Here is a 26,921-nt window from a genome sequence, read left to right on the forward strand (position 1 = left end):
TATCAGTTACGCAAGTCCCTGTCATCAAGCTGTTATATGCCCGTGTTATACTGCACGGTTCCAGAACTATCTGCCTGTATATGAGACGAGCTCTCGTCCTGCTCTGCCTTTTTGTTTTCATCGCCTTGCCCCAGGCGTTCGCCAGCATGGCTTACGCCAGTCCTTCCCCATTCCAGCATGCAATCGCGGCCGGCACTACCGCCACGCCTGCCTTCGTCACCGATTGCCTTGACCCCGGCGCCCATGCGGATTTGCCCGGTGACAACTGCGACGCCGACGAATGCGACAACGACCCCATCACGCTATACCCGACCTCGCGCCAAGGGGCGCCGTTTTGCGCCATCATTTGGCAGGCGGGACCGGGGGCACTTGCCGAGGCGGACGCGCGGCAGGCCACCCGGCCGCCGCGCGTCCGCCACTGACACCGCAGCACGCAGCGCATTCAGGCCCGGGGCAATACGCCGCCGGGCACGCTTTATATTGATTGACTTTACAAGGTTACACACATGGAATGGTTATTTGACCCGACAATCTGGGTCGGCCTGCTGACGCTGGTCGTACTGGAAATCGTACTGGGTATCGACAACCTGATCTTCATCGCCATCCTGGCGGAAAAGCTGCCGCCGCACCAGCGCGACAAGGCGCGCGTGCTGGGCCTGACCCTGGCCCTTGTCATGCGCCTGGGCCTGCTCTCGCTGATTTCCTGGCTGGTCACCCTGACCACGCCATTGTTTTCCCTAGGGACATTCTCGTTTTCCGGGCGCGACCTGATCCTGCTCGTCGGCGGCCTGTTCCTGCTGTTCAAGGCCACCACCGAGCTGCATGAGCGCCTCGAAGGCGTCACGCATGCCCAGACGGGCCCGAAAGTCTACGCCGGCTTCGGCCTGGTCGTGGCGCAGATCGTCGTGCTCGACGCCGTCTTTTCGCTCGACGCCGTCATCACGGCCGTCGGCATGGTGGACAACCTGTACGTGATGATGGCGGCTGTCGTCATTTCCATCGTCGTCATGATGCTCGCCTCGAAGGTGCTGACGCGCTTCGTCAACGCCCACCCCACCGTCGTGGTGCTGTGTCTGAGCTTCCTGCTGATGATTGGCCTCTCCCTGGTGGCCGAAGGCCTGGGCTTCCACATTCCGAAAGGCTACCTGTACGCCGCCATCGGCTTCTCGATTGTCATCGAGTTCTTCAATCAGCTGGCGCGCCGCAACTTCCTCAAGCTGCAGTCGAACGCGCCGCTGCGCGACCGCACGGCGCAAGCCGTACTGAGCCTGCTGGGCGGGCGCAAGGGCCGCGAAGCCGTCGAAGAGCATGAAGTCAAGGCAATGCCCGATGTCTCCGCCTTTGGCGTGGAAGAGCGCAACATGGTCAGCGGCGTGCTGACCCTGGCCGAACGCTCGATCCGCTCCGTGATGACGCCGCGCGGCGACGTCTCGTGGGTCAACCTGAACGACAGCAGCGAGAAGATGCTGCAACTGCTGCGCGACACACCGCACAGCATGATTCCTGTCTGCAATGATGACCTGGACAATGTGGCCGGCATCGCGCGCAGCAAGGACCTGATCGAAGACCTCGTCTCGCATGGCAAGATCGACCCGGCCAGCATGCGCGAAGCCGTCGTCGTGCCGGAAGCGGCCGGCGTGCTGAAAGCCATGGAAACCCTGAAGCGCTCGCGTGGCCAACTGGTGCTGGTGGTCGACGAGTTCGGCACCGTGCAAGGCGTGCTCACGCCGATCGACATCCTCGAAGCCATCGCCGGCGAATTCCCCGACGAGGACGAGCTGCCCGACGTGGAGGTGCTGGGCCCAGGCCACTGGCGCATCGATGGCGCCACCGACCTGCATTACCTGGAGCAAGTCTTCGAGACGGAGTCCCTGGTCAGCGAAGACGGCGACTACAACTCGCTGGCCGGCTTCCTGCTGGCGCACTTCGAAAACATGCCGGCCGTGGGCGAAGTGCTGGAGCTCGATGATCTGCGTTATGAAATCGTCGAAGCGGACGAGCGCCGCATCACCTGCGTGGACGTGCGCCGCATCGAGCCCGATCACAGTTTGTAACACAATGGCAAGCGTGCCCCGCTTGCCATGCCGTATGCTGGGGTCTGCCTTTTTTGGAGATGCCAACATGAAACGATCCCTGCTACGCCTGACCCTGCTGGCCTGCGCCGCCTTGGGCGCCCACGCCAATGTCATGGCCGCCTCGCAGGCAGCCACCATCAAGCCGGGCCTGTGGCAAGTCGACAGCAAGATGGCCTCGCCCGACGCCGCCACCGACAACGCCATGTCCATGGTGCTGCAGCAACTGGGCAACCTTCCTCCCGATCAACGCAAACAGCTGGAAAGCATGGCCGCCAGCCGCGGCATGGCCATGCCCACCGTGGGCGCCGACGGCGCCGTGCGCGTGACGGCGTGCGTGACGCCGGACATGGCCGCGCGCAAGCAGATTCCCACGGGCCAGCCCGGCGACTGCACCTCGAAGAACAGCGACATCGCGGGCGGCATGCACGTGTCATTCAGCTGCACGAAGCCGAAATCGAGCGGCGAAGGCCAGGTCATGTTCACGGGCGACCAGGCGTTCAGCATGCAGCTGGCGGTGACCACCAGCGCGCGCGGCACGCCGGAACAGGTGAATGTGACGAGCAACGGCAAGTGGCTGGGAGCTGGCTGCCCTGCGCCATCAACCGCTGCTGCTCAGAAGCCGTGACGGAAGCCCATATTAAAAGCGGCGTCGCCGCGTCCCGCATCGCTGGCATTGCCCACCGTGTAGCGGGCGCCGTTCTTGTTGTGGATCTTCGCGTAGGACGCGTAGAAATCGCTACGTTTTGACAGCGAATACGTAAGGCCGACGGCGACCTGCGTGGCGTCGCGGTTGGCCAGGTCGCGGTCATCCTTGCGCACCCAGGACGCCAGCAGCTTGAAGCCGCCCGCGGGCACGGACACGCCCAGCAAGGTGTCGCGGCTGTCCGAGGACGACATCGACAGGGCCAGCGAGCTGTACGCATTGCTGGGGTCCCACGGCGAGCTGCCATAGCCCTTGTTCACGCCCACGGCGGCAAAGGCGGTGGCCACTTTCAGGTCGACATTTGCCGCGATCAGGGTGTTACGCGACGACATGTCGATGGCGGGCAAGGTGCCGGAGGCGAGGATGAAGTTGTTCTTGCGCTGGTGCGACACACTGAGATTCACGGCACCGGCCGAATAGCCGAGGGTGGCGCCATACGCGCGGTTGTTGGCGCTGCTGTACGGCGACTCGCCAAAACTGTAGATGGCGCTGGCGGACACGCCGCGCAAGGCAGGCGACACGTATTTGACGGTATTGTCGTAGCGTTTCACGCTGTAGCCGGCCAAGTTGCTGGCGCTGCCGGCCATGCCGCCCTTGAACGGGTCGGCCACATCGGTGAGCGCCAGGTATTGCAGGTTGTACTGGCGCCCCAGAGTCAGCGCGCCCAGGCGGCTGTCGAGGCCCACGTAAGCCTGGCGGCCGAACAGACGGCCGTCTTCCGACTGGCCCGTGTCGTTCTGCACGCCCGCTTCCAGGGCAAATACGGCGGACACGTCATTGCCCAGCGCTTCACGGCCCTGCAGCCCCAGGCGCGAGCCGGACGCGACGCCGCCGGACACCTTGCTGCCGGCGCAATTGGCGGCACAGCCCCGTTCGGCAACGATGCCCGCGTCGAGCACGCCGTACACGGCAACGTTACTGGATGCGGCACTGCCCGCGCCATCGGCGGCCTGGGCCGTTGCGCCCAGCGCGAATGGCCCCATCCCTATCACAGCAAGCGCAAAATACGAGGTCTTCATGATAAATATCTCGGTGACGTGGGTGAAACTTCCCGGTATTGATCAGGACATGCGCTGTGTGTCTGATCTTAGTGTTACCTTATCCTCGCTTTTTGTCCAGCCATCCGTGCGTTGTGCCACAGAAACTTCAGCTTAGTCCCGGGAAAAGAGTCGCACACTGACAACACGCAAGAGTGACCATGATTGTGGCAATCTGCGACAAAATGGCGTGAAAAGCAGGCCCTGCCGCAAAGCAATGTTCGGTGGCGAACGTTGCGCGATTTGACGCAGGCGGTACACTACTGGTTTTACCGACAGCGGCTCGCCCGTTTTTCTGCATGCTAGCTATCCTCGAACGCATTGACCCGAACTCCAGCAATATCGACTTGCTGGTGGAATTATTCAACTCACTGCGTCCCAAGCGCCCGCACGACAGCGCTACCGCGATCGCCAACGTGCGCACCCTGCGCCAGCTTCTCAAAGGTAACCCCGCGCAAGCGCGCGCCCTGCACGAATACGTGCTGCGCGTGCTGGCCGCGCGCCGCCACGCCAGCCTGTACACGGACATCGGCGTGCTGTCGAACAGCGGTTTTTTCACCGAATTGAAACGCCGCATCGCCTACCGCATGCTGCCGCCCGCCTTGGGCGACGAATACCTGAACGACGCGCTCGACCAGGTGCTGTACCTGAAGACCGATTATTTGTGGATCATCAATGTGCCCGCCACGGACTGGCTGGAGCTGTTCGACGTGCTCACCAGCGACGACATCGAACTGGCCGTCGGCGATGGCAATATCATGCTGCCCGGCATACTCGACGCGATCCGCACCCTGTCCTACCGCGTCTGCGCCATGGGACTGGAACCGGAGCTGACGCGTTTCCACAATGAAATCGAAGTGTTCCAGTCGCCATTCATGGTGCAGAACACGGAAGTGAACGCCTACCTGGACGCTTACACGAATTTACTGCAAGGCAACATCGAGCACATCGAGGATGCGCGCCACCTGCTGGTGATGCTGGACCAGTGCGATGCCGTCATCGCCAAGATCCGCAAGAAGGCGCTGTACCAGGGCACCAGCATTCCCCTCACCTATTTATTGGTGGCGCTGGCGCAAAGCATCGACCGCCTGCGCAAGCTGCTGTTCCTCGTCGACACGAGCGGCGAGCTGCCCGCATCGAGCAACGTGGATATCGCCGCCATCACGGTGGACGCCACGCAAGACTTGCTGCACCCGCAACCGGTCAGCCGCCGCCGCGCGGGCGCCGTGGGGCTGGCGCTGGAACTGATCCGCGCGCATAACCACAAATACAAGGTCAGCGACCTGTTTTCCGACAATATCAACTTGCTGGCGCGCAATGTGACGGAAAACGCCAGCCGCACGGGCGAGCACTACATCGCGGAAAACCGGCGCGAGATGGGCGCCATGTTCCTCTCGTCCGCGGGCGCGGGCGTGATCATCGGCTTCATGGCGTTGTTCAAGATCCTGATGTCGTATCTGCGCTCGGCGCCGCTGGTCGAAGCGTTCATGTTCAGCATGAATTACTCGATCGGCTTCATGTTCATCCACTTGTTGCACTTCACGGTGGCCACCAAGCAGCCGGCCATGACGGCCTCGCGCATCGCCGCCGGCCTGCACAGCAAGGATGGCCGGAATATCGACCTCGACAGCATGGCGGAACTGATCAACAAGGTCTTCCGCACGCAAAACATGGCCGTGCTGGGCAACCTGGCCACAGCCATCCCCACGGCGTGGCTGATCGCGCTCGGCTACAAGGCGATCACGGGCCACCACCTGGTGTCGCCGGAAAAAGCCATGCACTTGCTGCACGATATCGACCCCATCGGCAGCCCCGCCATTTTCTACGCCATGATTGCCGGCGTGTGCCTGTTCGTGGCCGGCCTGATTTCCGGCTACTATGACAACCAAGCGCTGTACACGCGCTGGGCACAGCGCATCGCGCAATTGCGCGGCCTGGGCCGCGTCATCGGCCAGGATCGCTTGCAGCGGCTGGGCCTGTACCTGGAAAACAACCTGGGCGGCCTGATGGGGAATTTCTATTTCGGTATCCTGCTGGGCTCCATCGGCACCCTGGGTTTCCTGATCGGCTTGCCCATCGATATACGCCACATCACCTTCTCGGCCGCCAACTTCGCCACGGCGCTGGTGGGACTGGACCACAACATGAGCTGGCAGCTGGCCGTCAAGTCGCTGTCGGGCATCTTCGCCATAGGCACGGCCAACCTGCTGGTCAGCTTCGGCCTGGCCCTGTGGGTAGCCCTGCGTTCGCGCCAGGTGCGCTTCAAGCACGGCATGCAATTGTTGAAGATTCTGGGCAAGCGCTTCCTGCGCTCGCCCATCGTCTTCTTCTTCGGTTCGAAAAACCCGCCACCCCTGGCACTGGCCGATGATACGGCAAACCTGTCACCCACGACCAAGGCTCAAAAATGACCACCAGGCGCATGCAATCCTGCCTCACCGCCCTACTGCTGTGCTGGACCCTGGCTGCATGCGCCTCGCTGCCCAATGTCAAGAACCTCAACACCACCTTGGCCCCCGTGGCCAGGCCGAATGTGATCACGGGCAAGGGCGCCTTGCTGAACGTCAACAGCCGCGCCGCCCTGCTCAACAAGCGCTGGGCCAAGTCCGGCATGGACTTGAAAACCCAGGCCGCGCTGGAAGAGGCGGCCACGGGCGTGCCTTTGATCAAGGGCAACAAGGTGACCCTGCTGTTTGACGGCCCGCAAACGATGGCCGCCATGTTCCAGGCCATCAGCGAGGCGAAGCACAGCATCAACCTGGAAACGTACATCTTTGACCAGGACCCGCTGGGTATGAAATTTGCCGATATGCTCATCGAAAAGCAGCAATCGGGCGTGACGGTCAACGTCATCTACGACAGCGTGGGCACGATCGGCGTGCCACAGGCGTTTTTCGAGCGCATGCGCGCGGCCGGCGTGCGCCTGGTGGCCTTCAACCCCGTCAATCCGGCCAAGCTGAAGGGCGACGACTGGAAGATCAACAACCGCGACCACCGCAAGGTGCTGATCGTCGACGGCAAGACGGCGTTTACGGGCGGCGTCAATATCAGCGATACCTATGCGAAAAGCTCGCTGTTCCGCTCGAAATCGAAACCCACCGACAAGAAGGACGTGGGCTGGCGCGATACCCACGTGAAAGTGGAAGGCCCGGCCGTGGCCGCCTTCCAGTGGCTGTTCATCCGCACCTGGGCCCAGCAAGACCAGGCCGACTTGCCGGACGCCAATTACTTCCCCGTGCTGTCCGAAGTGGGCGACAAGCTGGTGCGCGTGGTAGCCAGCGAACCGGACGGCGGCTTTGAAATCTACAAGGCGTATATTTTAGCCATCCAGGAAGCCAGGAAATCGATCCACATCACGTCCGCCTATTTCGTGCCCGACCAGCAGACGGTCGATGCGCTGGTGGCCGCCGCCAAGCGGGGCGTGGACGTCACCGTGGTGCTGCCCGGCGTGTCGGACAGCGGCCTGGTGTTCCATGCGGGACACGCACTGTACGACCAGTTGCTGGCCGGCGGCATCCGCATTTTTCATTTAAAACTGGCCGTGCTGCACGCCAAGACGGCCGTCATCGACGGCGCCTGGTCGACCGTGGGTTCGACCAACATCGACATGCGCAGCTTCCTGCATAACAGCGAACTGAACGTGATCGTGCTGGGCGACAGCTTCGGCCGCGAAATGGAAAACGCCTTCCAGGAAGACTTGCGCGACTCGGAAGAGATCACCAGGGCGAAATGGGAAACGCGGCCCATCTCGGACCGCATGAAGGAATGGGCGGCGCGCTTCATGAACTATTGGCTGTAAGGGAGTAGCCGTCAAAAAGTCCAGGGCGTTGTTGCATTGCCTCGCCGTACTATTCGTACTGTCTTCGGCAACGCGCCTAGCCCTGGCCATTTTGCCGGCCACTCCTGCTACCGGTGCAGGTCGGCGTAGGTCGGCGTAGGTCGGCTTAGCGCAGCGTAAGCCGACACCATCACGAAAACCACCAAAGCCAACAATAGCGTCGGATTACGCGCGGCTTCGCCGCGCTAATCCGACCTACAGCGGCCGCAAGCTGGCCCACACGCCCCCCTGGCGCTCGAACGCTTCCGTGCTGACTTTTTCAAAGTCGGCCTTCTCGTCACTCCAGCTGTAGCGCTCGACCCGGATGCCGCTGTCTTCGATGCGGATGACATTGAACGAGTTCGACTCGCCCCTGCCCCGCGTGGACGTGGCCGTGCCCGCCTGCACCATCAGGGCGGCGTAGCCGTCGATCTTGTAGCGCGCCGAGGTGTCGCCTGCATGGCTGGCGTGAAAATGGCCGGCCAGCAACAGGTCCACGCCACATTCGGAAAACATTTGCAGCGCCAGCGGCGCGCGCTCCACCAGGTCATCCTTGTCGAAATGCTCGGGCAAGTCGAATGGATGATGCGTGACGATGATGCGCGTCAGACCGGGCGGCAAACGGCCCAGGCGTTCACGCAGCACATCGATCTGCTCGTGGCTGATGCGGCCATCCTTGAACGTCAGGGAGCGGGCCGTGTTGATGCCCAGCACGGCGATTTCCTCGTCCACGTATTCGGGCGACAAATCGTCCGTCACATGGCGCCGGTATTTCACCAGCGGCGTCAGGAAGCGGGAAAAGACGTTATACAGGGGCACGTCATGGTTGCCCGGCACCACGACCTGCGGCCCCGGCAAACTGTCGAGAAAAGCCCGCGCCTGCTGGAATTGAACGCTGCGGGCGCGCTGCGTCAGGTCGCCGGAAACGACGACGACGTCCGGCTCCAGGCGCTCGACCAGGGAGCGCAGGGGCGCCAGCAGGGCCGCATCGACCTTGCCAAAATGCAAATCGGATAAATGCACGAGGGTACGCATGGCCTACTCCTGGGCTGGCGCCCGCGCGGGCACGATCACGTCCAGCGCGGCGGGACGGATGCGGTAGCGCAGCGGCGTATTCATGATGGTCACTTCGCCATCGGTGGCCACGCGCAGGCGGCGGTGTTGCGTGGCAATTTCCAGGTCATTGGCCGTCAGCATATCGAAATCCTTGGCTTGCGACAGTTTGCCGAACAGCGCGTGCAAGGCCAGTTTCAGCAAGCCCAGGCGGCCCGGACGCTGCGCCACGTACAGGCTCAACCGGCCGCCATCGAGCCGTTCGCGCTCGCCGATATTCAAGCCTTCCATCAGATACTCATTATTGCCGATGAAGACGAAAGGCGTGCGGCGCGCATGCACGGCGTCGTTGAGTTTCAATTGCACGCTGAGAAACGGATAGCGGCGCAAAGCCGCCACCAGCGCCCAGCTGAAGGCCAGCCACTTGCCACGTCCCAGCCGGCGCTGCTGCTTTTCGCGATCGCGCACAATATCGGGATACAGACCCAGGCTGGAATTATTCAGGAAGATGCGGCCATTCACCTCGCCCACGTCGACCTGGTGCGGCACGCCGTGCGCCACATTGGCGATGGCCGCATCAAGCGCCAAAGGAATATTCAAATCCTTGGCGAAATGGTTCAGGGTGCCCAGCGGCAAAACGCCAAACGGCGTGCCGCTGCCGACAACGACGGAGGCGACGGCATTGATGGTGCCGTCGCCGCCACCGGCCACGACGATGGGCGCGCCATCGCGCAAGGCTTGCTCGGCCGTGGCGATCATGTCGGCGCCGCTTTGCGCCAGGGTGATGGCGGCGTCGAGGCCTACGGCCAGGAACTGTGCTTCGAGCTGCTGCGCCCAATCGGGCGCATAGCCACAGCCGGCGCCCCCGTTGATGATGACTGCAATTTTACTCAGGATCATTCCCCTTATGTGGTTTGCCGGATATGCCGGCGGCGGCGCAGGGTCGACACGCCGGCGATGCAGATGGCCAGCCAGCCATAGCTTTCCGCCATGGCCGCCAGCACATCGCTCAGGTAATGCGCGCCCAGGTAGATGCGGCTGAAACCCACGAGCGCCGCCATCAGGAAGGCCCCCAGCGCGATGGCGATGCGCTTGCCCCAGGCGCCCGGCGCCGTCTGGCAAATCAGGTAGGCAGCCAGCAAGCCGTACAGGGCCGTCGAGGTGGCCGTATGGCCACTCGGAAAGCTGTACGTGCTCAGGGCCGTCTGCAGGATGGGTTCGTCAAAGCTGGGCCGCGCGCGGACAAAAATGTACTTTAGCAGCAGGTTCAAAAACATGACGCCCGGCATGGTAATGACCAGGGTAAACAACCAGTAGGTGGCGCCCTTGCGGTGCAGATACCAGCCCAGCAGGGTCGCCAGGGTGATGGCGCCGATCACGCCGTGCAGGTGCGTGACGACCAGCAGGCAGCTGGTGATCCACGGCACGGCATGCTGGTTGAACCACTGCGCCACCTGCAGGTCGATCACGGTAATTTGGGCCATACCCATCACCGCTTCGGCGATCTCGTGGAACACCACGATGGCCACCAGCATCAGCGCCACGCCCACCGTCATATGCAGGCCCAGCTCGCCTTCGGGCGACAGGCGCGCCTCGACGAAGCGCCGCAGTTTCGTGGTCCAGCCCGTGGTCATGCCCATGTCATTTTTCTCTTGCAAACTCATCTCTCTTTCATGTCCCTGGTGATGATCAAAAAAACCACACCCGTAAAAAAATACTGTTTATTCATACAGTAGCTGTGTTTTCATACAGTAGTTATGCTATTCTGATGACTCGTTCAACACATCTCCCTCAAAGGAATTGTCATGGCAACATTGAATAGCGGTTTTGGCTCACGGTTCGGCCTGGAATACGCCCCAAGCTCTTTCCTCGTCCGCATGGGCAAGCGCGAAATCCTCGTCTGCCGCGACTTCCGCAAGCGCTACTACACCGTCAATCCCTTGATCGAGTGCGGTACGGGCATCGAGCCGGGCTATGTTGAAGTGCTGCTGATGCGCCGTTGGCTCCTCATTTTATCCAAGGCGCATTAAGAATGACTTTAAAACAAGGTGCTCGCACCCTGTTGTAAAGTCAGCTCGTCCGGCCACGCCGGGAACGCCTCAGTACCGGCCAGCGGCAACGCTGGCCAACCCCTCATTACTGCGTGCGTTCCGGTGCGGCCGGGCTGGCAGGTGTATTGGCAACAGCGTTGGCAGGCGGCAGCTTGTCGAACACATTTGCCTCGTACCACAGCGTGACGAACAGCACCATCACGACGGGGCCGATGAACAGACCCACGAGGCCCAGGGTTTCCACGCCGCCCAGAATGCCGAACAACACGGCCAGGAAGGGCAGGCGGGTGGCGTTGCCGATCATGCCGGGACGCACGAAGTGGTCGGCCACGAACAGCACCACGGTGCCCCACGCGGCCACGCCGATGGCGGCGCCCACATTGCCCTGGAAGACCAGCAAGGCGGCGGCGCACACATACGCGAGCGGCGCGCCAAACGGAATGATGGCCAGGATGCCGGTGGCAAACGCCCACAGGGCCGGCGACGGCACGCCGGCAATCGCATAGGCGATACCGATCAGCACGCCTTCGGCCAGACCCACCAGCACCAGGCCGTTGACTGTAGCGCGGATGGCCGTCGGGATCTTTTGCGCATAGCGGCCCCACCGTTCGGGGCGCAAGAAGTGGCTGCCGACAGCCGTGATCTGACGCGTCAGCGCTTCACCATCCTTGTAAAAGAAAAACAGGCACAAAAAGGCCAGGCCGAAGTCGACCAGGCGGTGGAATACGTCCGCGCCTAGGATTTTCAGGATGTCGCGCGCGGAATGAAAGCCGCCCACGGCGCTGCCCGCAAAGAAGTGGCCGAGGCCGTGGGGCTGGCTCAGGGTGGCTAGCCACCAGTCGCCGATGGCGCTGCCGGCCAGCGGAATGTGCGCCACCCAGTCCGGCACGGGCAAGCCGTCGGTATTCGCATGGACGACAAAATTGGCCAGCACGGGCACTTCGCGCGCGGCCTGCGCCACGCCGAACAGCACGGGAATGATGAAGATGCAGGCGAACGCCAGGGTCAGCACGGCTGCCGCGATAATGGTGCGCTGGCCCAGCGCCGCGCGCACGCGCAGGTACAAGGGCCAGGTGGCCACGCACAGGATGCCGGCCCACACGAGCGGCAAAAAGAAACGCTGCATGACGAAGGCCGTCACGGCAATCAAGGCCAGGGAAAAGCCTGCGCTGACGATGTCGCGCTGGGTATCGGTCATACCACTCCATTCGTGCCCCGCACCGGGAACAGGGACGGAGGCTTAGTTACGCGCCAGTTGCGCAGGCGTAGCGTAACACGGAGGTTCGTTACATCACACCAGCCCCAGTTCCACCGGCTTGACGCCGGCAAACACGTGATCGAGTTGCGCTGGCGTCAAGCCGAAGGTGCGGCGCAGCAAGCCGCCCAGCACGGCCCGGTATTCATTCAGCACGGGCATGTCGCGGTTCTGGAACAGATTCGCCTGCGAAATCGCCACCTGCTCGCCCGCCACCTGCTTGCCCTTGATACCGCCACCGAGCACCCAGAACACGCTGCCGTGGCCGTGATCCGTGCCGCGGTTGCCGTTTTCGCGGAAGGTGCGGCCAAATTCGCTGACCACCACCACCACGGTATTGCGCCATGCACTGCCCATCTCCTGCGAAAACGCGGCCAGGCCCCGTCCCAGCTCATCGAAGCGCCCCGCCAGGTAGCCGCTGGCGCCGCCCTGCCCCACGTGCGTATCCCAGCCGCCCACGTCGACGAAGCCGATATTGTATTTGTCCTTCATCAAGCGGGCGATACGCTGCGCTTCCAGTTCAAAACCCTTGGTACTGATGGCGTTGCGGTTGGCCGCCTGCATCTCTCCCGTCAATTCCTTCGTCACATCGTCGCGCACGGCAAAGCCCGCGCTGACCGGCTGCTGCAAGGGCGTGCCCTTGTACATGGCGGCGATGAGCTGGCTTTGACGCGCATCGATGCCCGACTTGCCCACCGAGCGCAGCCCCATGTTCGGCACTTGCACGCCGCCCTGGAAGATCAGGGGCAGCTGGTCCGTGAAGGAAATGGCGTGATTACCCTGATTGGCATTCAGGCTTTGCGCCAGCCGGTTCAAAAAACCCGAGCGGAAGTCGCGCCGGCCGCCGAGTTCCTGCCCCAGCTCGATGCTGTCCTGCGTCTCGAAATGGCTGCGCGTCAAATCCGTCGTGCCCGCAAACGGGATGAAGGCCGCCTCGCCGCCGTTGAACATGGGGTAGATGGTTTCGCGCAAGGCCGGATGCAAGGCCCAATCGCTATTCAAGGTCAGCGCGCCGTTTTCCGTACCAGGTTTCGCAATGGCAATATTCGGCCGCGATGCATAGTAAAAATCGCTGCCGACCGGCACCAGCAAATTGTTCGCGTCATAGCCGCCGCGCAAAAAGACGAACAACAGCCGGGCATCCGTGGCGGGTGCGGCCAGCAAGCTGCCCGCATGCGACAGCAAGGGCGCGGCGGCCAGGGCTTTCAACAAGTCACGACGGTTCATGGCGATTCCTTTAGCGGTGCATCATTTCTGGCGAGGAAAGAAGAAACGTGTTCCACTCCTGCGGCGAAGCGGCCTGCTCCAGCGCCTGGCGCGTGGCGGGGCTCAAACCTGGCTGCAGCGACTGGTAATACAGGGCGCTGGCCAGCTGGGGAAACGCCACTTTTTCCTGCGGCTGCGGGCCATCCGTCTTGAACAGGCCGGCGCTGCCCGAACCGATGGTGCGGGCGATATCGAAGCGCGTCGTCATCTGGCCGGGACTGGCCCAGGACGCATCCGTCATGGGATAGCCATCGGGCGTCTGGCGTCCGTACAGGGGCTGGCCCATGCGCGAAAGCCAGTTCAGCATGGGGCCCGCGTTGAGGATGGGCTTGTCGTCATAGCTGAGGCGCACGGCCGACACCACATAATGCATGGGGTCCTTGAATTTCTTGCCCAGCGATTGCCTGAATTCGGGACTGTTGAACATGGTCTGCAGCACGTCGGCGATCATGCCGTCGCTGTGCTGGAAGGTGGCGGCCATGCGCGCCACCAGCGGCGCGGGAGGATTGTCGCCGACGAAATACTGGGCCAGCTTGCCGCTGATAAAGTGCGCGGTGGCGGGACTGCGGCTGAGGCGGTCCAGCGCTTCGTCGAGTTCGGCCAGCCCCCTGCCCTTCACCGTTTGTCCGAGGAATTGCTTGTCGCCGTAATCGTGACGGTTCGGATTGAATTCGAACAAGCCCCGGCGCACGTATTGCGATTGCAGCGCCGGCTTCACCTTCGGCGTATCCGGTCCCAGGTTGACGCCAACGCCCGTCAGGATGCGCGCCAGTTCCTGCACGTCAGCCTGGCTGTAGCCGCCGTTGACGCCCAGCGTGTGCAGCTCCATCAGTTCGCGCGCATAATTTTCATTGATGCGTTTGACGGCGTTGGCTTCATTGTCCAGGTAGCGCAACATGGCCGGATGGTGGACGGTCGCGCCCAGCAAGTCGCGAAATTTCCCCAGGGCATGCGGGGCGATGGCGTTCGCCTCGTAATCGCCCACCATGGCGCGCAAGTTGTGCTTGCCCTGGTGCACGCTGAAATGGTTGAGCCAAAACCAGCTCAGTTGCTGCTGCAGCTGGTTGGGCGAATACACGTCGAGCAACAGCGAACGCGTGGCCGCCTCGCGCGCCAGGCGGTTCAGTTCCTGCTGGTAATCCTTTTGCGCCTGCTGCTTTGCCATGTCATCCATGACGGCGGCCGACTCCTTGCGCTTTTGCTCCATCGACATCACCAATTGATCGAGCGGCACCTGGCTGATCGTCATGGCGTCGATCTGCGCCTGCACGGCGGGCGGCAGGCTGATTTTTCCTGGATGCAACTGTGTCTGCAGGTAGGCGCTCCAGCCTTCCTTTTGTAACTGGCGCACGCTGCCCCCGTTCACGCCCCAGCTGACCCGTTCCAGCATGGCGATGCCTTGCGCGGCATTGTCGGGCGCGGCGGCGGCATGCTGCGCGGCCGGCGGTGCCGTCGCGGCGCAGCCGGCCAGCAACAGCAGGCACATCAAGGTCGTCGGCAACAGTCGGTTCGGGCTCATGGCAATCCTTCAAGCGGTTTCATGCAGAATACCTGAGGGTACGCCCAGCTTGACCTGCGCATGATTGCCATTTGCAACGAGTTGTAATCAATAATGCTATTTTGATCATTCCGCACATTTGTCGCGCAAGAAATCGCGCAGCTGCAGCACCAGCGGCGTCACCTGGGCCCGGTGCATGCATACCAGCTGCAAGGGCGTGGCCTCGCCCGCCACCTCGGGCAGCAACACCTGCAGGCGGCCGGCCGCCACGTCGCCGGCAACGTCGAGCCGCGATTTATAGGCGATGCCCAGGCCCGCCACGGCCCAGCGCCGCACCAGGTCGGCATCGTCGGCGCTGCGGTTGCCGCTCACTTGCACGGTGACTTGCTCGCGCTGCGGCAAGCGATAAAAAGTCCAGCGGTCGTGCAAGCCATCTTCCAGCGCGAAGCGCAGACAATTACGTTGCGACAAGTCTTCCAGCGCCAGCAGGGGGCCGTGCTCGCGCAGGTAAGCGGGCGACGCCACCAGCACGCGGTCGTTGGCGGGCGCGATCGGCATGGCGACCATGCTCGAATCGTCCTGCTGCCCGTAACGCAGGGCAATATCGACTTGCTGGCGCACCATGTCGGCCACGCGGTCGCTGACGCTGAGCTGGTACTGCAGCTTCGGGTGGCGCGACTGAAATTCGTCCAGCCAGCCCAGCATCAGGTTGCGGCCCAGGTCGGACGGCATGGCAATTTTCAAGGTTCCGCCGAAACTGTCCTTGCCGGCCAGCAGCGCGTCGTGGCCCGCGCGCAGCAGGCGCAAGGCTTCGCGCGCGTGTTCCAGGTATTGCGTGCCTTCCGCCGTCAAACTCAGCGAACGGGTCGTGCGGGCCAGCAGGCGCAAGCCCAGCTCCCCTTCCAGGCGCTTGACGGCGGCGCTGGCCAGCGCGGGCGAAATGCCGATCTCGCGCGCGGCCGCCGACAAACTGCCCCGGTCGGCCGTGCGCACAAACACCTGCAAGTCATCGAGTCGCAGCAATTTTCAGCATTCCTTTGAAAGTGTTTCGGTACGCGCCCTCTTTTTCCCGGACGCGAAAGCAACCATCATACGTCATCGCCTGCCCACTCTTGACCAAGGATAATCATGAAAGCCATCGCCTACCACCACAGCCTGCCCATCACCGATGCCGACGCCCTGCTCGACATCGAGCTGCCCACGCCCGTCGCCACGGGGCGCGACCTGCTCGTCGCCGTGCACGCCATCTCCGTCAACCCCGTCGACGCCAAGGTGCGCAAGAACCGCGCGCCGCAAGACGGTCAGCCGGAAGTGCTGGGCTGGGATGCGGCCGGCGTCGTCACGGCCGTCGGCCCCGACGTGACCCTGTTCCAGGCGGGAGATAAAGTCTGGTACGCGGGCGCCATCAACCGCCCCGGCAGCAACAGCGAATTTCAATTAGTCGACGAGCGCATCGTCGGCCACATGCCGGCCAGCCTCGATTTCGCCCAGGCCGCCGCCCTGCCCCTCACCAGCATTACGGCCTGGGAATTGCTGTTCGACCGCTTGCAGCTCAGCCGCGACAAGAGCCTCACGGGCAAGTCCCTGCTGGTGATCGGCGCGGCGGGCGGTGTCGGCTCCGTGCTGGTGCAACTGGCACGGCAGTTGACGGGGGTCACCGTCATCGGCACGGCCTCGCGCGCGGAAACGGCCGACTGGGTCAAAGAACTGGGCGCGCACCACGTGATCGACCACAGCCTGCCGCTGGCCGCCGAAATCACGCGCCTGGGCTTGCCGCCAGTCGATTACGTCATCAGCCTGAACCAGACGGATCAGCATTTCGAGCAAATCGTCGAACTGATCGCGCCGCAGGGGAAATTTGCCCTGATCGACGACCCCGAGCACATTGACGTGCGCAAGTTCAAGGGCAAGAGCGTGTCCTTGCACTGGGAATTGATGTTTACCCGTTCGCTGTTCCAGACGGAAGACATGGTGCAGCAGCACGCTTTGCTGGAAGAGCTGGCGCAACTGGTCGACGCAGGCGTCATCAAGACCACCGTGGCCGAGCGCTTTGGCACGATCAACGCGGCAAATTTGAAACGCGCGCATGCCCTGCTGGAAAGCAATACGGCCAAGGGCAAGATCGTGCTGGAAAATTTTAATTAATCAGGTAATCAGGATGGCCCGGAAATCATTGACATTCGTCAAGGTCGGGCCAGTAATCACGGAATCTCCCAGCGCCTGGAAGAAACCGTGGCCATCGTTGTTGTCGAGGCTGTCGCGCGGCTTGGTGCCCAGCGCCCAGGCGCGCCGCAGGGTGTCCGGCGCCAGAACCGCGCCGGCGATGTCTTCCTGGCCGTCGACGCCATCCGTGTCGCCGGCCAGCGCGTGGATGCCCGCGTGTCCGTCCAGCGCGATGCCCAGCGCCAGCAGGAATTCCACGTTGCGCCCGCCGCGCCCGTTGCCGCGCACGGTGACCGTCGTTTCGCCGCCCGACAGCAGCACGCACGGGGCGGGAAACGGCTGGCCCCGCATGGCCGTTTGCAGCGCGATGCCGGCCATGACTTTGCCCACGTCGCGCGCCTCGCCTTCCAGGCTGTCGCCTAATATATACGGTGTGATACCGGCCGCGCGCGCCACGGCTGCCGCCGCTTCCAGGGCCATCTGCGGCGTGGCGATCAGGGTCGTCTGCGTGCGCGCCAGGCGCGGGTCGTCGGGTTTCACGGATTCGCCGCGCCCGCTTTCCAGCGTTGCGCGTATGCTGTCCGGCAAGTCCATGCCGTAGCGGCGCACGATGGCCAGCGCGTCCTCGCACGTCGTCGCGTCGCCCACCGTGGGGCCGGAAGCGATATCGCCCAGCTTGTCGCCGGGCACGTCGGAAATGGCCAGGGTGATGACTTGCGCCGGATGGCAGGCGGCCGCCAGCCTGCCACCCTTGATGGCGGACAAATGGCGGCGCACGCAATTCATTTCGCCGATGGTGGCGCCCGACGCCAGCAGCGCGCGGTTCAAGGCTTGCTTGTCTTCCAGGCTGATGCCGTCCAGCGGCAAGGCCAGCAGCGACGAGCCGCCGCCCGAAATCAAACACAGTACGGTGTCCTCGGCCTGCAAGTTGGCGACCAGATCCAGCATGCGCCGCGCCGCGTCCATCCCGGCCTGGTCCGGCACGGGGTGCGACGCTTCCACGATCTCGATGCGGTCACACGGCACGGCATAGCCGTAGCGCGTGACCACCAGTCCCGACAGCGGCCCCGGCCAGTGCCGCTCCACGGCTTGCGCCATGGCGGCCGACGCCTTGCCGGCGCCGATGACGATCAGCCGTCCCTTGGGCGCGGGCGGCAGATGGGGCGGTATGCAATGCGATGGCTGGGCCGCTGCGATGGCGGCCTGGAACATGGCTTGCAGCAAGGCGCGCGGCGCCGGGGTCGTCGTCATGGTGTTCTCCTCGGATATCCGAACCCGATCATAGCAGTGCCGGCAGCCCGGCAGCTAGAATGGCGCCTTGACCACATCACAGGAACACCATGAGCGACGCCATCGAATGGACCAGTCTTGCCCGCACTTTCGGGCTGTTTACCGTCACGGCCGTGGCTGAACTGCTGGGCTGCTACCTGCCCATGCTGTGGCTGAGCAACAAGGGCAGCGCCTGGCTGCTGTTGCCGGCCGCTATCAGCCTCTTGATCTTCGTGTGGCTGCTGACCTTGCATCCAGCCGCCAGCGGCAGGGTGTATGCCACGTATGGCGCCATCTATATCGCCACGGCGCTGGGATGGCTGTGGCTGGTGGACGGCATCACGCCCGCCTGGACGGACATCGCTGGCGTGGGCCTGGCCCTGGCTGGCGCCGCCGTCATTGCCATGGGGCACAAGACGGCTTGATGTGCATCAGCCGGCATGCGCGCGGAAGTTCGTTTCCGCCGACCACACGGCGCTGGCGCGGGCCAGCAGCACGGCTTCGCCATCGGCCAGCCAGTCGTCCGCATCGGCGATCTTCCACATGGCTTGCAGCAGCTTGCGGCGCAAGTCCGGGTCATCGATTTCATCGAGCAGGCTGTCGATCACGCCATTGGCCAGCTGTACCGCGCCATGCACGGTCGAGGTCAGCATGTCGTCGCACAAGTCTTGCAGCAACTGTTGAAAAGCGGCCGGCGCCAGGTCGATATGCTCGAGGATCTTGCTGCGGTGCATGGCTTGCAGCTCGGCGCTGGCCAGGTTGCCATCGACTACCATCATCAAGGCCAGAATACGTCCCGCTGCCTGGGGACTGTTTGTTTCATACGTACGCATAATGTTTCTTCCATTGTGAGTTTGAAAAGCGCGCCCCGCCATTGCAGGGCGCGCGGTACGGCATTTACTTTTTGTCGCTGCGGGTGATGAACACGCTCGCCACGCAACTCGATACGATCAGCACTGCCACCACCAGCAACGAAGCTTCCACCGGCACGTGGTACCACGGCATGATCAGCATCTTGGCGCCGATGAACACCAGCACCATCGCCAGGCCATACTTGAGCATGTGGAAGCGGTCAGCCACATCCACCAGCAGGAAGTACAGGGCACGCAAGCCCATGATGGCGAACAGGTTCGACGTGAAGACGATGAACGGGTCCGTCGTGATGGCGAAAATCGCCGGGATCGAATCGACCGCGAAGACCAGGTCCGTCACCTCGATCAGGATCAGCACCAGGAACAGCGGTGTGACATAGCGCAAGCCGCCTTTTGCCACGAAGAAACGCTCGCCGTGGTCGCCGTCCGCTACCCGCAAGTGGCGGCGGGCAAAACGCAGCAAGGGGTTGTTCGCCACGTCCGGCTCTGAGTCGGCCGCCACCAGCATGCGCATACCGGTAATCAAGAGGAACGCGCCAAACAGGTACAGCACCCAGCTGAACTCGCTTACCACCCATGCGCCGGCCATGATCATTACGGCGCGCATGACGATCGCGCCCAGCACGCCGTAAATCAACACCCGGCGCTGGTACTGGATCGGCACCTGGAAGGCGCTGAAGATCAGCAGGAAGACGAACACGTTATCGACCGACAGCGCTTTCTCGATCAGGTAGCCGGAGAAAAATTCCAGCGCCTTCTGGTTGGCGATTTCGGGTCCGGCCGTGCCGTTCAGATACCACCACAGGCCGCCGTTGAACAGCAGGGCCAGGCTGACCCACACGAGCGACCACGTCGCCGCTTCCTTGACGCTGACCTTGTGCGCCTTGTTGCCGCCGAAAACGAACAAGTCCAGCGCCAGCATCACCAGGACAAAGGCGATGAAGCCGGCCCACATGGGTGCCGTTGCAATGCTCTCCAGGCCGTTCATCGGTGGCCTCCGCAACTGTCTGTTTCTATCCTGATGCCCATGGCACTCTCCTTGCATGAATTGAGCAGCCATCATAGTCTGAATATAAACATCGAACAAATCGAATATAATTGACGAATACATCGAAAAACTCGATGTATTAGCTTCAGGGAAAAGCATGTCGACACTTAACTTCAAGCACTTGCGCTATTTCTGGATGGTGGCCAAGACGGGCAGCATCGCGCGCGCGGCCGAACAGCTGCACCTGACGCCGCAATCGATCTCCGGGCAGCTCAGCGAGTTTGCCGACACCCTGGGCGTGGAATTGTTCCGCCGCAGCGGGCGCCAGCTGGAATTGACGGACACGGGCCGGCGCATCCTCAGCCATGCAGAAAGCATTTTCAACACGGGCGATGAACTGCTGGAAATCGTGCGCGACCAGTCGCGCTCGGCGACGACGACGTTCCGCGTGGGCTGCGCCGATTCCGTCTCGAAACTGATCGCCTGCCGCCTGGTCGCGCCCGCGCTGGGCCTGGCCGAACCGCTGCGCATCATTTGCCGCGAAGGCCGGCTCGCCAGCCTGCTGGCGGACCTGGCCGTGCACCGGCTGGACCTGATCATGGCGGACCGCCCCATGCCCGCCCATTTGAGCGTGCGCGGCTTTAACCATTTGCTGGGCGAAAGCGGCATGACCCTGTTCGGTACGCCAGCGCTGGCCGCCACCCTGACGGGGGACTTTCCGCTATGCCTCGATGGTGCGCCGCTGCTGCTGCCGGGCGAAGACTTCGCCATTTACGGGCGCTTGCTGCAGTGGCTGGGCGACAACCATCTGCATCCGCGCATCGTGGGCGAATTCGACGACAGCGCCATGATGAAAGCCTTCGGCCAGTCCGGCGCCGGCCTGTTCTTCGCGCCCACCGTCATCGCGCCCCAGGTGTGCGAACAGTACGCCGTGGTGGCGCTGGGGCGGGTCGACAGCCTCGTCGAGCAAGTCTACGCGATTACCACGGAACGCCGGCTGAGCCACCCCGCCACCATCGCCATCAGCCAGAGCGCGCGGCACGAACTGTTCGTGTAGCAGTTCTGCAACTGACGTTCCACAATTAAAACCCCGCGAATACATTTGAACAAATACATCTATATAATGGCAAGCCTCCCCGACGCCCTGCGCGCCCCTTCCTGGACTTGCCGCAATGAAGCACTTGCACGACATCCCCTCTGCCTTCAAGCATGAATTTGCCAACCCGCGCCTGTGGTGGTCGCGCGCCGTCGTCGTCGGCATGGCCGCCATCGCGGGCCTCGTCGTCGTGGGCTTCACGTGGCTGGCGGAGGAAGCGCTGGACCTGTTTCTCTTTTTTAATGGCAAGGCCTGGTGGTTCGCCCTGCTGTGGACACCAGCTTGCGCCGCCCTGCTGGTCTGGCTGACGCGCCGCTACGCCATGGGCGCGGCCGGCTCCGGCATCCCGCAAGTGATGGCGACGCTGGACCCGGCCGTGGCACCCGAGCAGCGTTCGCTGTTCGTGTCGCTGAAACTCAGTGCCGCGAAAATCGTCCTGACGGCGGGCGGCTTGCTGGGAGGGTTGTCTCTGGGGCGCGAAGGACCGTCCGTGCAGATCGCCGCCGGCGTGATGCTGGCCGCGCGCCGCTGGCTGCCGCGCCACTCGCAGGTGAGCGCCCATTCCCTGCTGGTGGCCGGCGGCGCGGCCGGCATCGCGGCCGCCTTCAATACGCCGCTGGCGGGCGTCATGTTTGCCATCGAGGAACTCTCGCGCTCGCCCGAGCAGCGCAACAGCGGCCTCATCGTGGCCGGCATCGTGCTGGCCGGCATGATGGCCGTGTCCATCCACGGCAATGCCACCCACTTCGGCATCATCCACCCTGGCCCCATCGGCCTGGCGCTGGCCTTGCCAGGTTTACTCGTGACCCTGGTGGCGGGCGTGGCCGGCGGCCTGTTCGCGCGGCTGCTGCTGGCGTCCGCCCGCGGCAATCCGCTGGGGAAGTTATCCGCGTGGAGAAAAGGCCGGCCCGTGCTGTTCGCCGCCGTCTGCGGTTTGCTGGTGGCGGCCATCGGCATCGCCAGCCATGGCGCCACGTTCGGCAGCGGCACCGTGGCCACGCGCGCCATGCTGGAAGGTTCCAGCGACGCCTCGCCCGCCTTTGTTGCTTTCAAGTATGTGGCGACGTGGCTGACCGTGTGGTCGGGCGTGCCGGCCGGCATCTTCGCACCGTCGCTGGCCATCGGCGCCGGCATCGGCCACGATATCGCCGTGCTGCTGCACTACCCGCACGCGCCCGCGCTGATCGCGCTGGGCATGGTGGGTTTCCTGGCCGCCGCCACGCAGGCGCCGCTGACGGCGTTTATCATTGTCATGGAAATGGTCGACGGCCACGGCATGGTGCTGAGCCTGATGGCCTGCGCCGTGGTGGCCAGCACCGTCTCGCGCGTCCTCAGCGAACCGCTGTACGGGGCGCTGGCGCAACTGCAGCTGCAACGGTTGCCGCTGCAGTTGCAGGTTGGCCGGGATACTACATCGTAAACGGAAACGGCTGCATGCCCGCCTGGCGGTCGTCTGGGGCGACCACGGCCAGCAAGGCGTTCAAGCCCTGGTTCAGGTGCGCCAGGCTGTCGGGGTCCAGCTGGGCCAGCGCGCTGGGCAGCAGGCCGCGCGCGGGCTGCGGCGCGCCGGCGATCACGGCTTGCCCTTCCAGCGTCAGGGTGAGTGTGACCACGCGCTGGTCGGGCTGGTCGCGCGCCTTGCGCACATAGGTTTTTTTCACCAGCGCGTCGACCAGGTTGCTGGCCGTCGTCTGGTGGATAGACATCTTGCTTGCCAGTTCGCCCATGCGCAGGCCTGGGTGCTCCAGCAATTCCTGCATCACCCACAATTGTGCGCCAGACACGCCGCATTGCTTCTCGATCTGCGCCGAGTGCCGCTGCGCTGCACGCATAACGACGCGCATGTTTTGCAAGGCCATGCCCTGCGCCCGGGCTACCGCCGAAACTTCCGCTTCCACCACCATTGCCTCCAGTTATCCTGCCGGCTTCACGCCTGCTGGCGGGCCGGAATCCCTGCATGATACCTGCAAAGGAAGCGCTCGACTAACTGCCTGTTACAGGCTGTCCATGGCGCCACGCCTGCTCCAGCACCAGCTTGCCGGCCGGGTCCCACTGGCGCTCGATGCCCTGCTTCTTGCCGTGTTCGTACGGCACGATCTGCCGCAGGCTGCCGTCGCTATACCAGGTCTGCAGCAAGCCGTGGCGCTGGCCGTCGCGCATGGGAGTGACCTGGGCGCGCACGCCGTTGTCATGCCATTCCGTGACATCGCCCTGCTCGCGCCCTTGCGCGTCCTGCTGCCAGGCGATCGACGGCTTGCCGTTGCTGCCCCACTTCTGCATGCTCAGCAGCTTGCCCTTGCGGTACAGGGCCTTTTGCGCCAGCTGGCCATTGTCATGGCTTTCAAACGACCAGCCATCGGCTTCGCCATCCACCAAGACCTTGCGCGCGAGCACCTTGCCATCCTCGGCCAGGGTGAGGAACTCGCCATCCTGCTTGTCATGAATAAAATGACTGCGCTGGAACAGCTTGCCATCGGCGTAAAACACTTCCTGCAGCCCATGCATCTTGCCGCCTTTCAGGAAGGCGCGGCTGCTCACCTTGCCATTCGGACCGTACGACACATACTCGCCATCGGCCATTTGCTGGCCGTGGTAGCGGATGCGGTTCATCCGCTGGCCATTCGCATGGTAAGTCTCGACAATACGCTCGCGCCCGTTCGGCAGCCGGGTCACCTTTTGCTTGAGCTGGCCGTTGTCATAGAACGACGTATCGCCCTGCGCCGCCAGCGGCAAGGCAATCAACGCCGCCAGCAGCGCCAGGCGCATGGTCCGCATAGTCTGTCGATATAGCATGCGATCCCTCTACTTCGCGGCCACGGGCTGGCCATCCTGCCACGCCTGTTCCAGCACCAGCTTGCCGGCAGGGTCCCAGTGGCGCTCGATGCCCTGCTTCTTGCCGTGTTCGTACGGCACGATCTGCCGCAGGCTGCCATCGCTGTACCAGGTCTGCAGCAAGCCGTGGCGCTGGCCCTCGACAAACGGGGTCACGCTGGCGCGCACGCCGTTGGCATGCCAGTCAGTCGTGTCGCCGTGGTCGCGCCCCTGGACGTCTTTCTGCCACGCAAAATTGGGCCGGCCATTCGGTCCCCACGTTTGCAAGCTGAGCACGGCACCCTTCTGGTACAGCGTCTTGTTCGACAGTTTTCCATTGCCATGGCTTTCAAACGACCAGCCGTCGGGCTGGCCGTGCACCCAGACGGTCCTGGCCAGCACGCTGCCATCCTGGGCAACCGTGACAAACTCGCCCTCGCGCTTGCCATCGACGAACTGTCCCCGCTGGAACAGCTTGCCATCCGCATAAAACGATTCCTGCACGCCATGCATCTCGCCATTGCGTTGATAAGACCGGCTGCTGACGGCGCCATTCGCGCCATACGACACCTGCTCGCCATCGGCCATCTCGTCGCCGTGATACAGCGTGCGGCTCATTAGCTGGCCGTTCTCGTGATACGTTTCCGAGATGCTGTCGCGCCCGTTCGGCAGCGGCGTCACCTTTTGCTTGAGCTGGCCATTCTCGAAGTACACGCTGCCGCCGGGCAGCTCCTCGCCCTGGGCATCGAAATAAGTTTCGCGCAGCAGCTGGCCATTCTCGTAGTAGTATTTGCGAAAACGCACGAACTTGATCTGGCTCAGGTAGAGATCCGTGGCATAGGTTTCAAAGGCCAGCACGCCCGGCGTGTCGGGAAATTCGAGCCGCACATGCCAGGCGCCCAGCGCCTCGTCGCGCACGGGCGGCGTGCGCAGCGCATACACGGCGCCGCGCTGGTTGCTGGGCATGAAATTTTCATCCAGATACATGCTGTGGTCTTCCTCCTGCAAGGTTGGCATTGGCGTTGGCGTTTTCTCGGCCGGCTGTTCCTGTGCCGCCAGCGGCAAGGCCAGGGCCATGCCCAGCAGTGCGGCCAGTGCCGCGCGCGTCGTCTGTGGTGTGTGCATTGTGTTCCGTTGCGATGTTATTCTGCGACTGCCATCATAAAGGAAGGCAACGTTTTCCCCTGTCACGAAAGAAAGCCATGCACTTGCCCGCCGCCCCCGGCGACACCCGGATACTGGACATCATCGACGCCTGGATCGCCGACCTGGCGCGCGGCGATTACGCGTGCGCCCATGCGCGCACGGCGCACGACGCGTATTACGGCTGGACGCCGGCGCTGTTGCGCGCCGTGATCGAAGGGTATGGTTCGCCGGAAGCGTATGCGGATGGCCGGGTCTACCGGGTCACCCCGGCGGCGCAGGCCAGCGGCGCGCCGCACGAGCGCTGCGTCGAGCGCCCGGACGGCCAGGATGGCGGCATAGTGATCGCCGAGGTGCGTCATTCCCTGCCCCTGAACGGCGCCTGGTCGGACCTGACTGCCACCTTTCGCGTGGAGGGCGCCACGCTGGTATTACAGGAAATTCACGTGTTCTAAGAGCCACCCCTTTAAAGGTGTACATTGACAGCACCGTCTTTTAATACCCGTGCCGTTGATACGTGGCGTCGCGCAACAGCGCCGGCCACGTAGCCTTTTTTTACTGTTTTTTTCGGGCCGCGAGGGTGTTTGCGCAGCGTTTTTGGTTTGGCGTAAGCGGCAATCTGAAGCAGTAATTTGCTCAGCTCTGATGCACACATGGCGTCGTAGCGCCGCCATGCTTTGGTTGGCACAGCCATCACCATGCCGGCATAGTGCGCCCGTACCTCCACGGCCACATAAAACGGCGATAGCTCAATGCCGCTGGCAACCAAGTCGTGCGCGGTGCTTACCGCGCGCTGCAAGACAGTCAGCACGTTATAGGCCAGGATCGCGATACCGAACGCGAACAAGGCTGCGCGCGGGTGTCCGAGAGTCTTGACTTCACTGTGCAAGACCGATTCGAGCCGCTGGAACATTGTCTCGATCCGCCAGCGCTTGCTGTATAGGCGAGCAATGGCGCGTGCGCTGAAATGCTCTTTTGGTAGATTCGTCAGTAATCGGAGAATCATTTCGCCATCGTTAGTGGGCTTGTAAAGTTGCAGTTCAATGCGACGTGATGCTACCTTCTGTCCTGTAGCTCCAGGGATGGCAACGCACTGTTCAAAGACGGCGCCGGTCGCGATTCTCCCTCGATATGTCAGCTCGTCGAGCGGTGCCGGATTGGGCGTACGACCGTGCTCACGCACGATGAAGGCACACCCACGGCGATCCCATTCGGACAGGATCATGCGCGTGCTGAAGTTGCGATCAGCAATCCACAGGTCGCCCGGATGCGAACGCTCTAGTAACGGCGGCATTACGGCGCGTTCCTGCGAGTGTGCATCTTCGCAAGGCTCCATATCGACGACCAGGCCCGAATCAGGGTCATACACCACAAGGGACTGGCCAGGCATTGCGGCGCCGCGAAAGGCGCGTAAAGGCTTCAACCGCTTTTCGCTTGCAGGCAAATGGTTACCGTCCACGATTCGGGTGCGGTAACCCGGAACCAGCGGTGCATTCCCCTGCAAAAATGGCGTGATCACATCTCCAAGGCGCTCGACGCTGCCGGTGACCAGAGCCCGTACCAGGTTCGGCTCGGTATGCTTGACCTTGTCATATAAAGCTTGCACCGAAACAGGCAAATCAGGGTAAGCCTGCGCTGCAGCGTGAAGCGATGGCCGCAGCCCAACTGCGACCACGGACATCAGTTCGACTGTCGTCGAGAACAGTAGCTCCCTCTGGTATTGGGCGCCACGTTCACGCTCGAACAGTGCATCGACCCAAGCAGGATCGAGGGCACGTTGCAGCGCCAGCCTTGCCATTACAGTCAGCGGGCTGATTTTTGCGC

Annotated in this window: 26 protein-coding genes; 11 read left to right on the forward strand and 15 right to left on the reverse strand. The window is 63.1% G+C overall.

Annotated elements, in window-relative coordinates:
* Positions 1–146 precede the first annotated feature (146 nt).
* The 3 genes from KY494_RS08800 to KY494_RS08810 all read left to right on the forward strand — a co-directional run bounded on the left by KY494_RS08800 (position 147) and on the right by KY494_RS08810 (position 2,700).
* A complete protein-coding gene (locus KY494_RS08800; protein WP_219135699.1) occupies positions 147–422 on the forward strand; it encodes a hypothetical protein in 276 nt (91 codons plus the stop codon).
* Positions 423–506: 84 nt separating this feature from the next.
* The gene (locus tag KY494_RS08805; RefSeq protein WP_219135700.1) at positions 507–2,054 is read left to right on the forward strand and encodes a TerC family protein; all 1,548 of its coding nucleotides are present in this window, start codon (positions 507–509) and stop codon (positions 2,052–2,054) included.
* Between the two features lie 67 nt (positions 2,055–2,121).
* Positions 2,122–2,700, forward strand: coding sequence for a DUF3617 domain-containing protein (locus KY494_RS08810; RefSeq protein WP_219890648.1), 579 nt, complete (start codon positions 2,122–2,124; stop codon positions 2,698–2,700).
* Here the strand turns inward: KY494_RS08810 and KY494_RS08815 are convergent.
* Positions 2,688–3,797: a porin gene (locus tag KY494_RS08815; protein ID WP_219890649.1), complete on the reverse strand. Its 1,110-nt coding sequence runs from the start codon at positions 3,795–3,797 to the stop codon at positions 2,688–2,690. The two genes, KY494_RS08810 and KY494_RS08815, sit on opposite strands and share 13 nt — an antisense overlap.
* A gap of 317 nt (positions 3,798–4,114) precedes the next feature.
* Here KY494_RS08815 and KY494_RS08820 point away from each other — a divergent pair, with 317 nt between their 5' ends.
* Entirely contained in the window at positions 4,115–6,226 is a 2,112-nt protein-coding gene (locus KY494_RS08820; RefSeq protein WP_219890650.1) for a site-specific recombinase, read from the forward strand.
* A complete protein-coding gene (gene cls / locus KY494_RS08825; protein ID WP_219135704.1) occupies positions 6,223–7,614 on the forward strand; it encodes a cardiolipin synthase in 1,392 nt (463 codons plus the stop codon). Before KY494_RS08820 ends, cls begins: the two co-directional genes overlap by 4 nt.
* Positions 7,615–7,848: 234 nt before the next feature.
* On the opposite strand, the gene KY494_RS08830 is transcribed toward cls, so the two are convergent.
* The 3 genes from KY494_RS08830 to KY494_RS08840 are packed head-to-tail and all read right to left on the reverse strand — an operon-like array spanning position 7,849 to position 10,349.
* Positions 7,849–8,667 carry a metallophosphoesterase gene (locus tag KY494_RS08830; protein ID WP_219135705.1) on the reverse strand — a complete coding sequence of 273 codons (819 nt, stop codon included), beginning with the start codon at positions 8,665–8,667 and terminating at the stop codon, positions 7,849–7,851.
* Between the two features lie 3 nt (positions 8,668–8,670).
* Positions 8,671–9,585, reverse strand: a complete 915-nt coding sequence (locus KY494_RS08835) for a diacylglycerol kinase family protein (protein WP_219890651.1) — start codon at positions 9,583–9,585, stop codon at positions 8,671–8,673.
* Between the two features lie 5 nt (positions 9,586–9,590).
* Positions 9,591–10,349 carry a phosphatase PAP2 family protein gene (locus KY494_RS08840; protein ID WP_258194757.1) on the reverse strand — a complete coding sequence of 253 codons (759 nt, stop codon included), beginning with the start codon at positions 10,347–10,349 and terminating at the stop codon, positions 9,591–9,593.
* Positions 10,350–10,490: 141 nt separating this feature from the next.
* Here KY494_RS08840 and KY494_RS08845 point away from each other — a divergent pair, with 141 nt between their 5' ends.
* Positions 10,491–10,715: a hypothetical protein gene (locus KY494_RS08845; RefSeq protein WP_010396348.1), complete on the forward strand. Its 225-nt coding sequence runs from the start codon at positions 10,491–10,493 to the stop codon at positions 10,713–10,715.
* A 106-nt stretch (positions 10,716–10,821) separates the two neighbouring features.
* On the opposite strand, the gene KY494_RS08850 is transcribed toward KY494_RS08845, so the two are convergent.
* The 4 genes from KY494_RS08850 to KY494_RS08865 form a co-directional block, all read right to left on the reverse strand.
* The gene (locus KY494_RS08850) at positions 10,822–11,934 is read right to left on the reverse strand and encodes an AI-2E family transporter (RefSeq protein ID WP_219890652.1); all 1,113 of its coding nucleotides are present in this window, start codon (positions 11,932–11,934) and stop codon (positions 10,822–10,824) included.
* Between the two features lie 93 nt (positions 11,935–12,027).
* The gene (locus KY494_RS08855) at positions 12,028–13,218 is read right to left on the reverse strand and encodes a DUF1501 domain-containing protein (protein ID WP_219890653.1); all 1,191 of its coding nucleotides are present in this window, start codon (positions 13,216–13,218) and stop codon (positions 12,028–12,030) included.
* A 10-nt stretch (positions 13,219–13,228) separates the two neighbouring features.
* Positions 13,229–14,776, reverse strand: coding sequence for a DUF1800 domain-containing protein (locus KY494_RS08860; RefSeq protein WP_219890654.1), 1,548 nt, complete (start codon positions 14,774–14,776; stop codon positions 13,229–13,231).
* A 105-nt stretch (positions 14,777–14,881) separates the two neighbouring features.
* On the reverse strand, positions 14,882–15,778 hold the full coding sequence (locus tag KY494_RS08865; RefSeq protein WP_219890655.1) for a LysR family transcriptional regulator: 897 nt from the start codon (positions 15,776–15,778) through the stop codon (positions 14,882–14,884).
* Between the two features lie 105 nt (positions 15,779–15,883).
* On the opposite strand from KY494_RS08865, the gene KY494_RS08870 reads away from it, so the two are divergent.
* The gene (locus KY494_RS08870) at positions 15,884–16,900 is read left to right on the forward strand and encodes a zinc-binding alcohol dehydrogenase family protein (protein WP_219890656.1); all 1,017 of its coding nucleotides are present in this window, start codon (positions 15,884–15,886) and stop codon (positions 16,898–16,900) included.
* Here the strand turns inward: KY494_RS08870 and KY494_RS08875 are convergent, their stop codons facing one another.
* Positions 16,901–18,169 carry a glycerate kinase gene (locus KY494_RS08875; protein WP_219890657.1) on the reverse strand — a complete coding sequence of 423 codons (1,269 nt, stop codon included), beginning with the start codon at positions 18,167–18,169 and terminating at the stop codon, positions 16,901–16,903.
* 89 nt (positions 18,170–18,258) lie between these two features.
* On the opposite strand from KY494_RS08875, the gene KY494_RS08880 reads away from it, so the two are divergent.
* Entirely contained in the window at positions 18,259–18,612 is a 354-nt protein-coding gene (locus KY494_RS08880; protein WP_219135713.1) for a YnfA family protein, read from the forward strand.
* Between the two features lie 6 nt (positions 18,613–18,618).
* Here KY494_RS08880 and KY494_RS08885 read toward each other — a convergent pair whose 3' ends face one another.
* Both KY494_RS08885 and KY494_RS08890 read right to left on the reverse strand, forming a co-directional pair.
* On the reverse strand, positions 18,619–19,020 hold the full coding sequence (locus KY494_RS08885) for a TerB family tellurite resistance protein (protein WP_219890658.1): 402 nt from the start codon (positions 19,018–19,020) through the stop codon (positions 18,619–18,621).
* Positions 19,021–19,084: 64 nt separating this feature from the next.
* Positions 19,085–20,047 (reverse strand): TerC family protein, encoded by a 963-nt coding sequence (locus KY494_RS08890; protein WP_308836424.1) that lies wholly within the window; start codon positions 20,045–20,047, stop codon positions 19,085–19,087.
* A gap of 157 nt (positions 20,048–20,204) precedes the next feature.
* On the opposite strand from KY494_RS08890, the gene nhaR reads away from it, so the two are divergent.
* Together nhaR and KY494_RS08900 are read left to right on the forward strand one after the other, a co-directional pair.
* Positions 20,205–21,104, forward strand: coding sequence for a transcriptional activator NhaR (gene nhaR, locus KY494_RS08895; protein ID WP_219890659.1), 900 nt, complete (start codon positions 20,205–20,207; stop codon positions 21,102–21,104).
* Between the two features lie 115 nt (positions 21,105–21,219).
* Positions 21,220–22,563 (forward strand): chloride channel protein, encoded by a 1,344-nt coding sequence (locus KY494_RS08900; protein WP_219890660.1) that lies wholly within the window; start codon positions 21,220–21,222, stop codon positions 22,561–22,563.
* Here the strand turns inward: KY494_RS08900 and KY494_RS08905 are convergent.
* The 3 genes from KY494_RS08905 to KY494_RS08915 form a co-directional block, all read right to left on the reverse strand.
* The gene (locus KY494_RS08905; RefSeq protein WP_258194759.1) at positions 22,553–23,002 is read right to left on the reverse strand and encodes a MarR family winged helix-turn-helix transcriptional regulator; all 450 of its coding nucleotides are present in this window, start codon (positions 23,000–23,002) and stop codon (positions 22,553–22,555) included. The genes KY494_RS08900 and KY494_RS08905 overlap by 11 nt on opposite strands.
* Before the next feature lie 124 nt (positions 23,003–23,126).
* Positions 23,127–23,918 (reverse strand): toxin-antitoxin system YwqK family antitoxin, encoded by a 792-nt coding sequence (locus KY494_RS08910; RefSeq protein ID WP_219890662.1) that lies wholly within the window; start codon positions 23,916–23,918, stop codon positions 23,127–23,129.
* 27 nt (positions 23,919–23,945) lie between these two features.
* Positions 23,946–25,079, reverse strand: a complete 1,134-nt coding sequence (locus KY494_RS08915) for a toxin-antitoxin system YwqK family antitoxin (protein WP_219890663.1) — start codon at positions 25,077–25,079, stop codon at positions 23,946–23,948.
* Positions 25,080–25,156: 77 nt separating this feature from the next.
* Here KY494_RS08915 and KY494_RS08920 point away from each other — a divergent pair, with 77 nt between their 5' ends.
* Positions 25,157–25,552 (forward strand): hypothetical protein, encoded by a 396-nt coding sequence (locus KY494_RS08920; RefSeq protein WP_219890664.1) that lies wholly within the window; start codon positions 25,157–25,159, stop codon positions 25,550–25,552.
* Between the two features lie 11 nt (positions 25,553–25,563).
* Here KY494_RS08920 and KY494_RS08925 read toward each other — a convergent pair whose 3' ends face one another.
* On the reverse strand, positions 25,564–26,895 hold the full coding sequence (locus tag KY494_RS08925) for an IS4 family transposase (protein WP_219891539.1): 1,332 nt from the start codon (positions 26,893–26,895) through the stop codon (positions 25,564–25,566).
* Positions 26,896–26,921 lie beyond the last annotated feature (26 nt).

This window comes from Janthinobacterium sp. PAMC25594, from assembly GCF_019443505.1.
Taxonomy (GTDB): Bacteria; Pseudomonadota; Gammaproteobacteria; order Burkholderiales; family Burkholderiaceae_D; genus Janthinobacterium.

Bases quoted from the DNA above. Each gene is read 5' to 3' on its own strand.
- KY494_RS08925 (WP_219891539.1), bottom strand. From the start codon at position 26,895: ATGGCAAGGCTGGCGCTGCAACGTGCCCTCGATCCTGCTTGGGTCGAT.
- KY494_RS08830 (WP_219135705.1), bottom strand. From the start codon at position 8,667: ATGCGTACCCTCGTGCATTTATCCGATTTGCATTTTGGCAAGGTCGAT.
- KY494_RS08860 (WP_219890654.1), bottom strand. From the start codon at position 14,776: ATGAGCCCGAACCGACTGTTGCCGACGACCTTGATGTGCCTGCTGTTG.
- KY494_RS08855 (WP_219890653.1), bottom strand. From the start codon at position 13,218: ATGAACCGTCGTGACTTGTTGAAAGCCCTGGCCGCCGCGCCCTTGCTG.
- cls (WP_219135704.1), top strand. From the start codon at position 6,223: ATGACCACCAGGCGCATGCAATCCTGCCTCACCGCCCTACTGCTGTGC.
- KY494_RS08910 (WP_219890662.1), bottom strand. From the start codon at position 23,918: ATGCGGACCATGCGCCTGGCGCTGCTGGCGGCGTTGATTGCCTTGCCG.
- KY494_RS08875 (WP_219890657.1), bottom strand. From the start codon at position 18,169: ATGACGACGACCCCGGCGCCGCGCGCCTTGCTGCAAGCCATGTTCCAG.
- KY494_RS08805 (WP_219135700.1), top strand. From the start codon at position 507: ATGGAATGGTTATTTGACCCGACAATCTGGGTCGGCCTGCTGACGCTG.
- KY494_RS08880 (WP_219135713.1), top strand. From the start codon at position 18,259: ATGAGCGACGCCATCGAATGGACCAGTCTTGCCCGCACTTTCGGGCTG.
- KY494_RS08900 (WP_219890660.1), top strand. From the start codon at position 21,220: ATGAAGCACTTGCACGACATCCCCTCTGCCTTCAAGCATGAATTTGCC.
- KY494_RS08840 (WP_258194757.1), bottom strand. From the start codon at position 10,349: ATGAGTTTGCAAGAGAAAAATGACATGGGCATGACCACGGGCTGGACC.
- KY494_RS08890 (WP_308836424.1), bottom strand. From the start codon at position 20,047: ATGAACGGCCTGGAGAGCATTGCAACGGCACCCATGTGGGCCGGCTTC.
- KY494_RS08915 (WP_219890663.1), bottom strand. From the start codon at position 25,079: ATGCACACACCACAGACGACGCGCGCGGCACTGGCCGCACTGCTGGGC.
- KY494_RS08815 (WP_219890649.1), bottom strand. From the start codon at position 3,797: ATGAAGACCTCGTATTTTGCGCTTGCTGTGATAGGGATGGGGCCATTC.
- KY494_RS08835 (WP_219890651.1), bottom strand. From the start codon at position 9,585: ATGATCCTGAGTAAAATTGCAGTCATCATCAACGGGGGCGCCGGCTGT.
- KY494_RS08810 (WP_219890648.1), top strand. From the start codon at position 2,122: ATGAAACGATCCCTGCTACGCCTGACCCTGCTGGCCTGCGCCGCCTTG.
- KY494_RS08870 (WP_219890656.1), top strand. From the start codon at position 15,884: ATGAAAGCCATCGCCTACCACCACAGCCTGCCCATCACCGATGCCGAC.
- KY494_RS08845 (WP_010396348.1), top strand. From the start codon at position 10,491: ATGGCAACATTGAATAGCGGTTTTGGCTCACGGTTCGGCCTGGAATAC.
- KY494_RS08850 (WP_219890652.1), bottom strand. From the start codon at position 11,934: ATGACCGATACCCAGCGCGACATCGTCAGCGCAGGCTTTTCCCTGGCC.
- KY494_RS08905 (WP_258194759.1), bottom strand. From the start codon at position 23,002: ATGGCCTTGCAAAACATGCGCGTCGTTATGCGTGCAGCGCAGCGGCAC.
- KY494_RS08800 (WP_219135699.1), top strand. From the start codon at position 147: ATGGCTTACGCCAGTCCTTCCCCATTCCAGCATGCAATCGCGGCCGGC.
- nhaR (WP_219890659.1), top strand. From the start codon at position 20,205: ATGTCGACACTTAACTTCAAGCACTTGCGCTATTTCTGGATGGTGGCC.
- KY494_RS08885 (WP_219890658.1), bottom strand. From the start codon at position 19,020: ATGCGTACGTATGAAACAAACAGTCCCCAGGCAGCGGGACGTATTCTG.
- KY494_RS08820 (WP_219890650.1), top strand. From the start codon at position 4,115: ATGCTAGCTATCCTCGAACGCATTGACCCGAACTCCAGCAATATCGAC.
- KY494_RS08920 (WP_219890664.1), top strand. From the start codon at position 25,157: ATGCACTTGCCCGCCGCCCCCGGCGACACCCGGATACTGGACATCATC.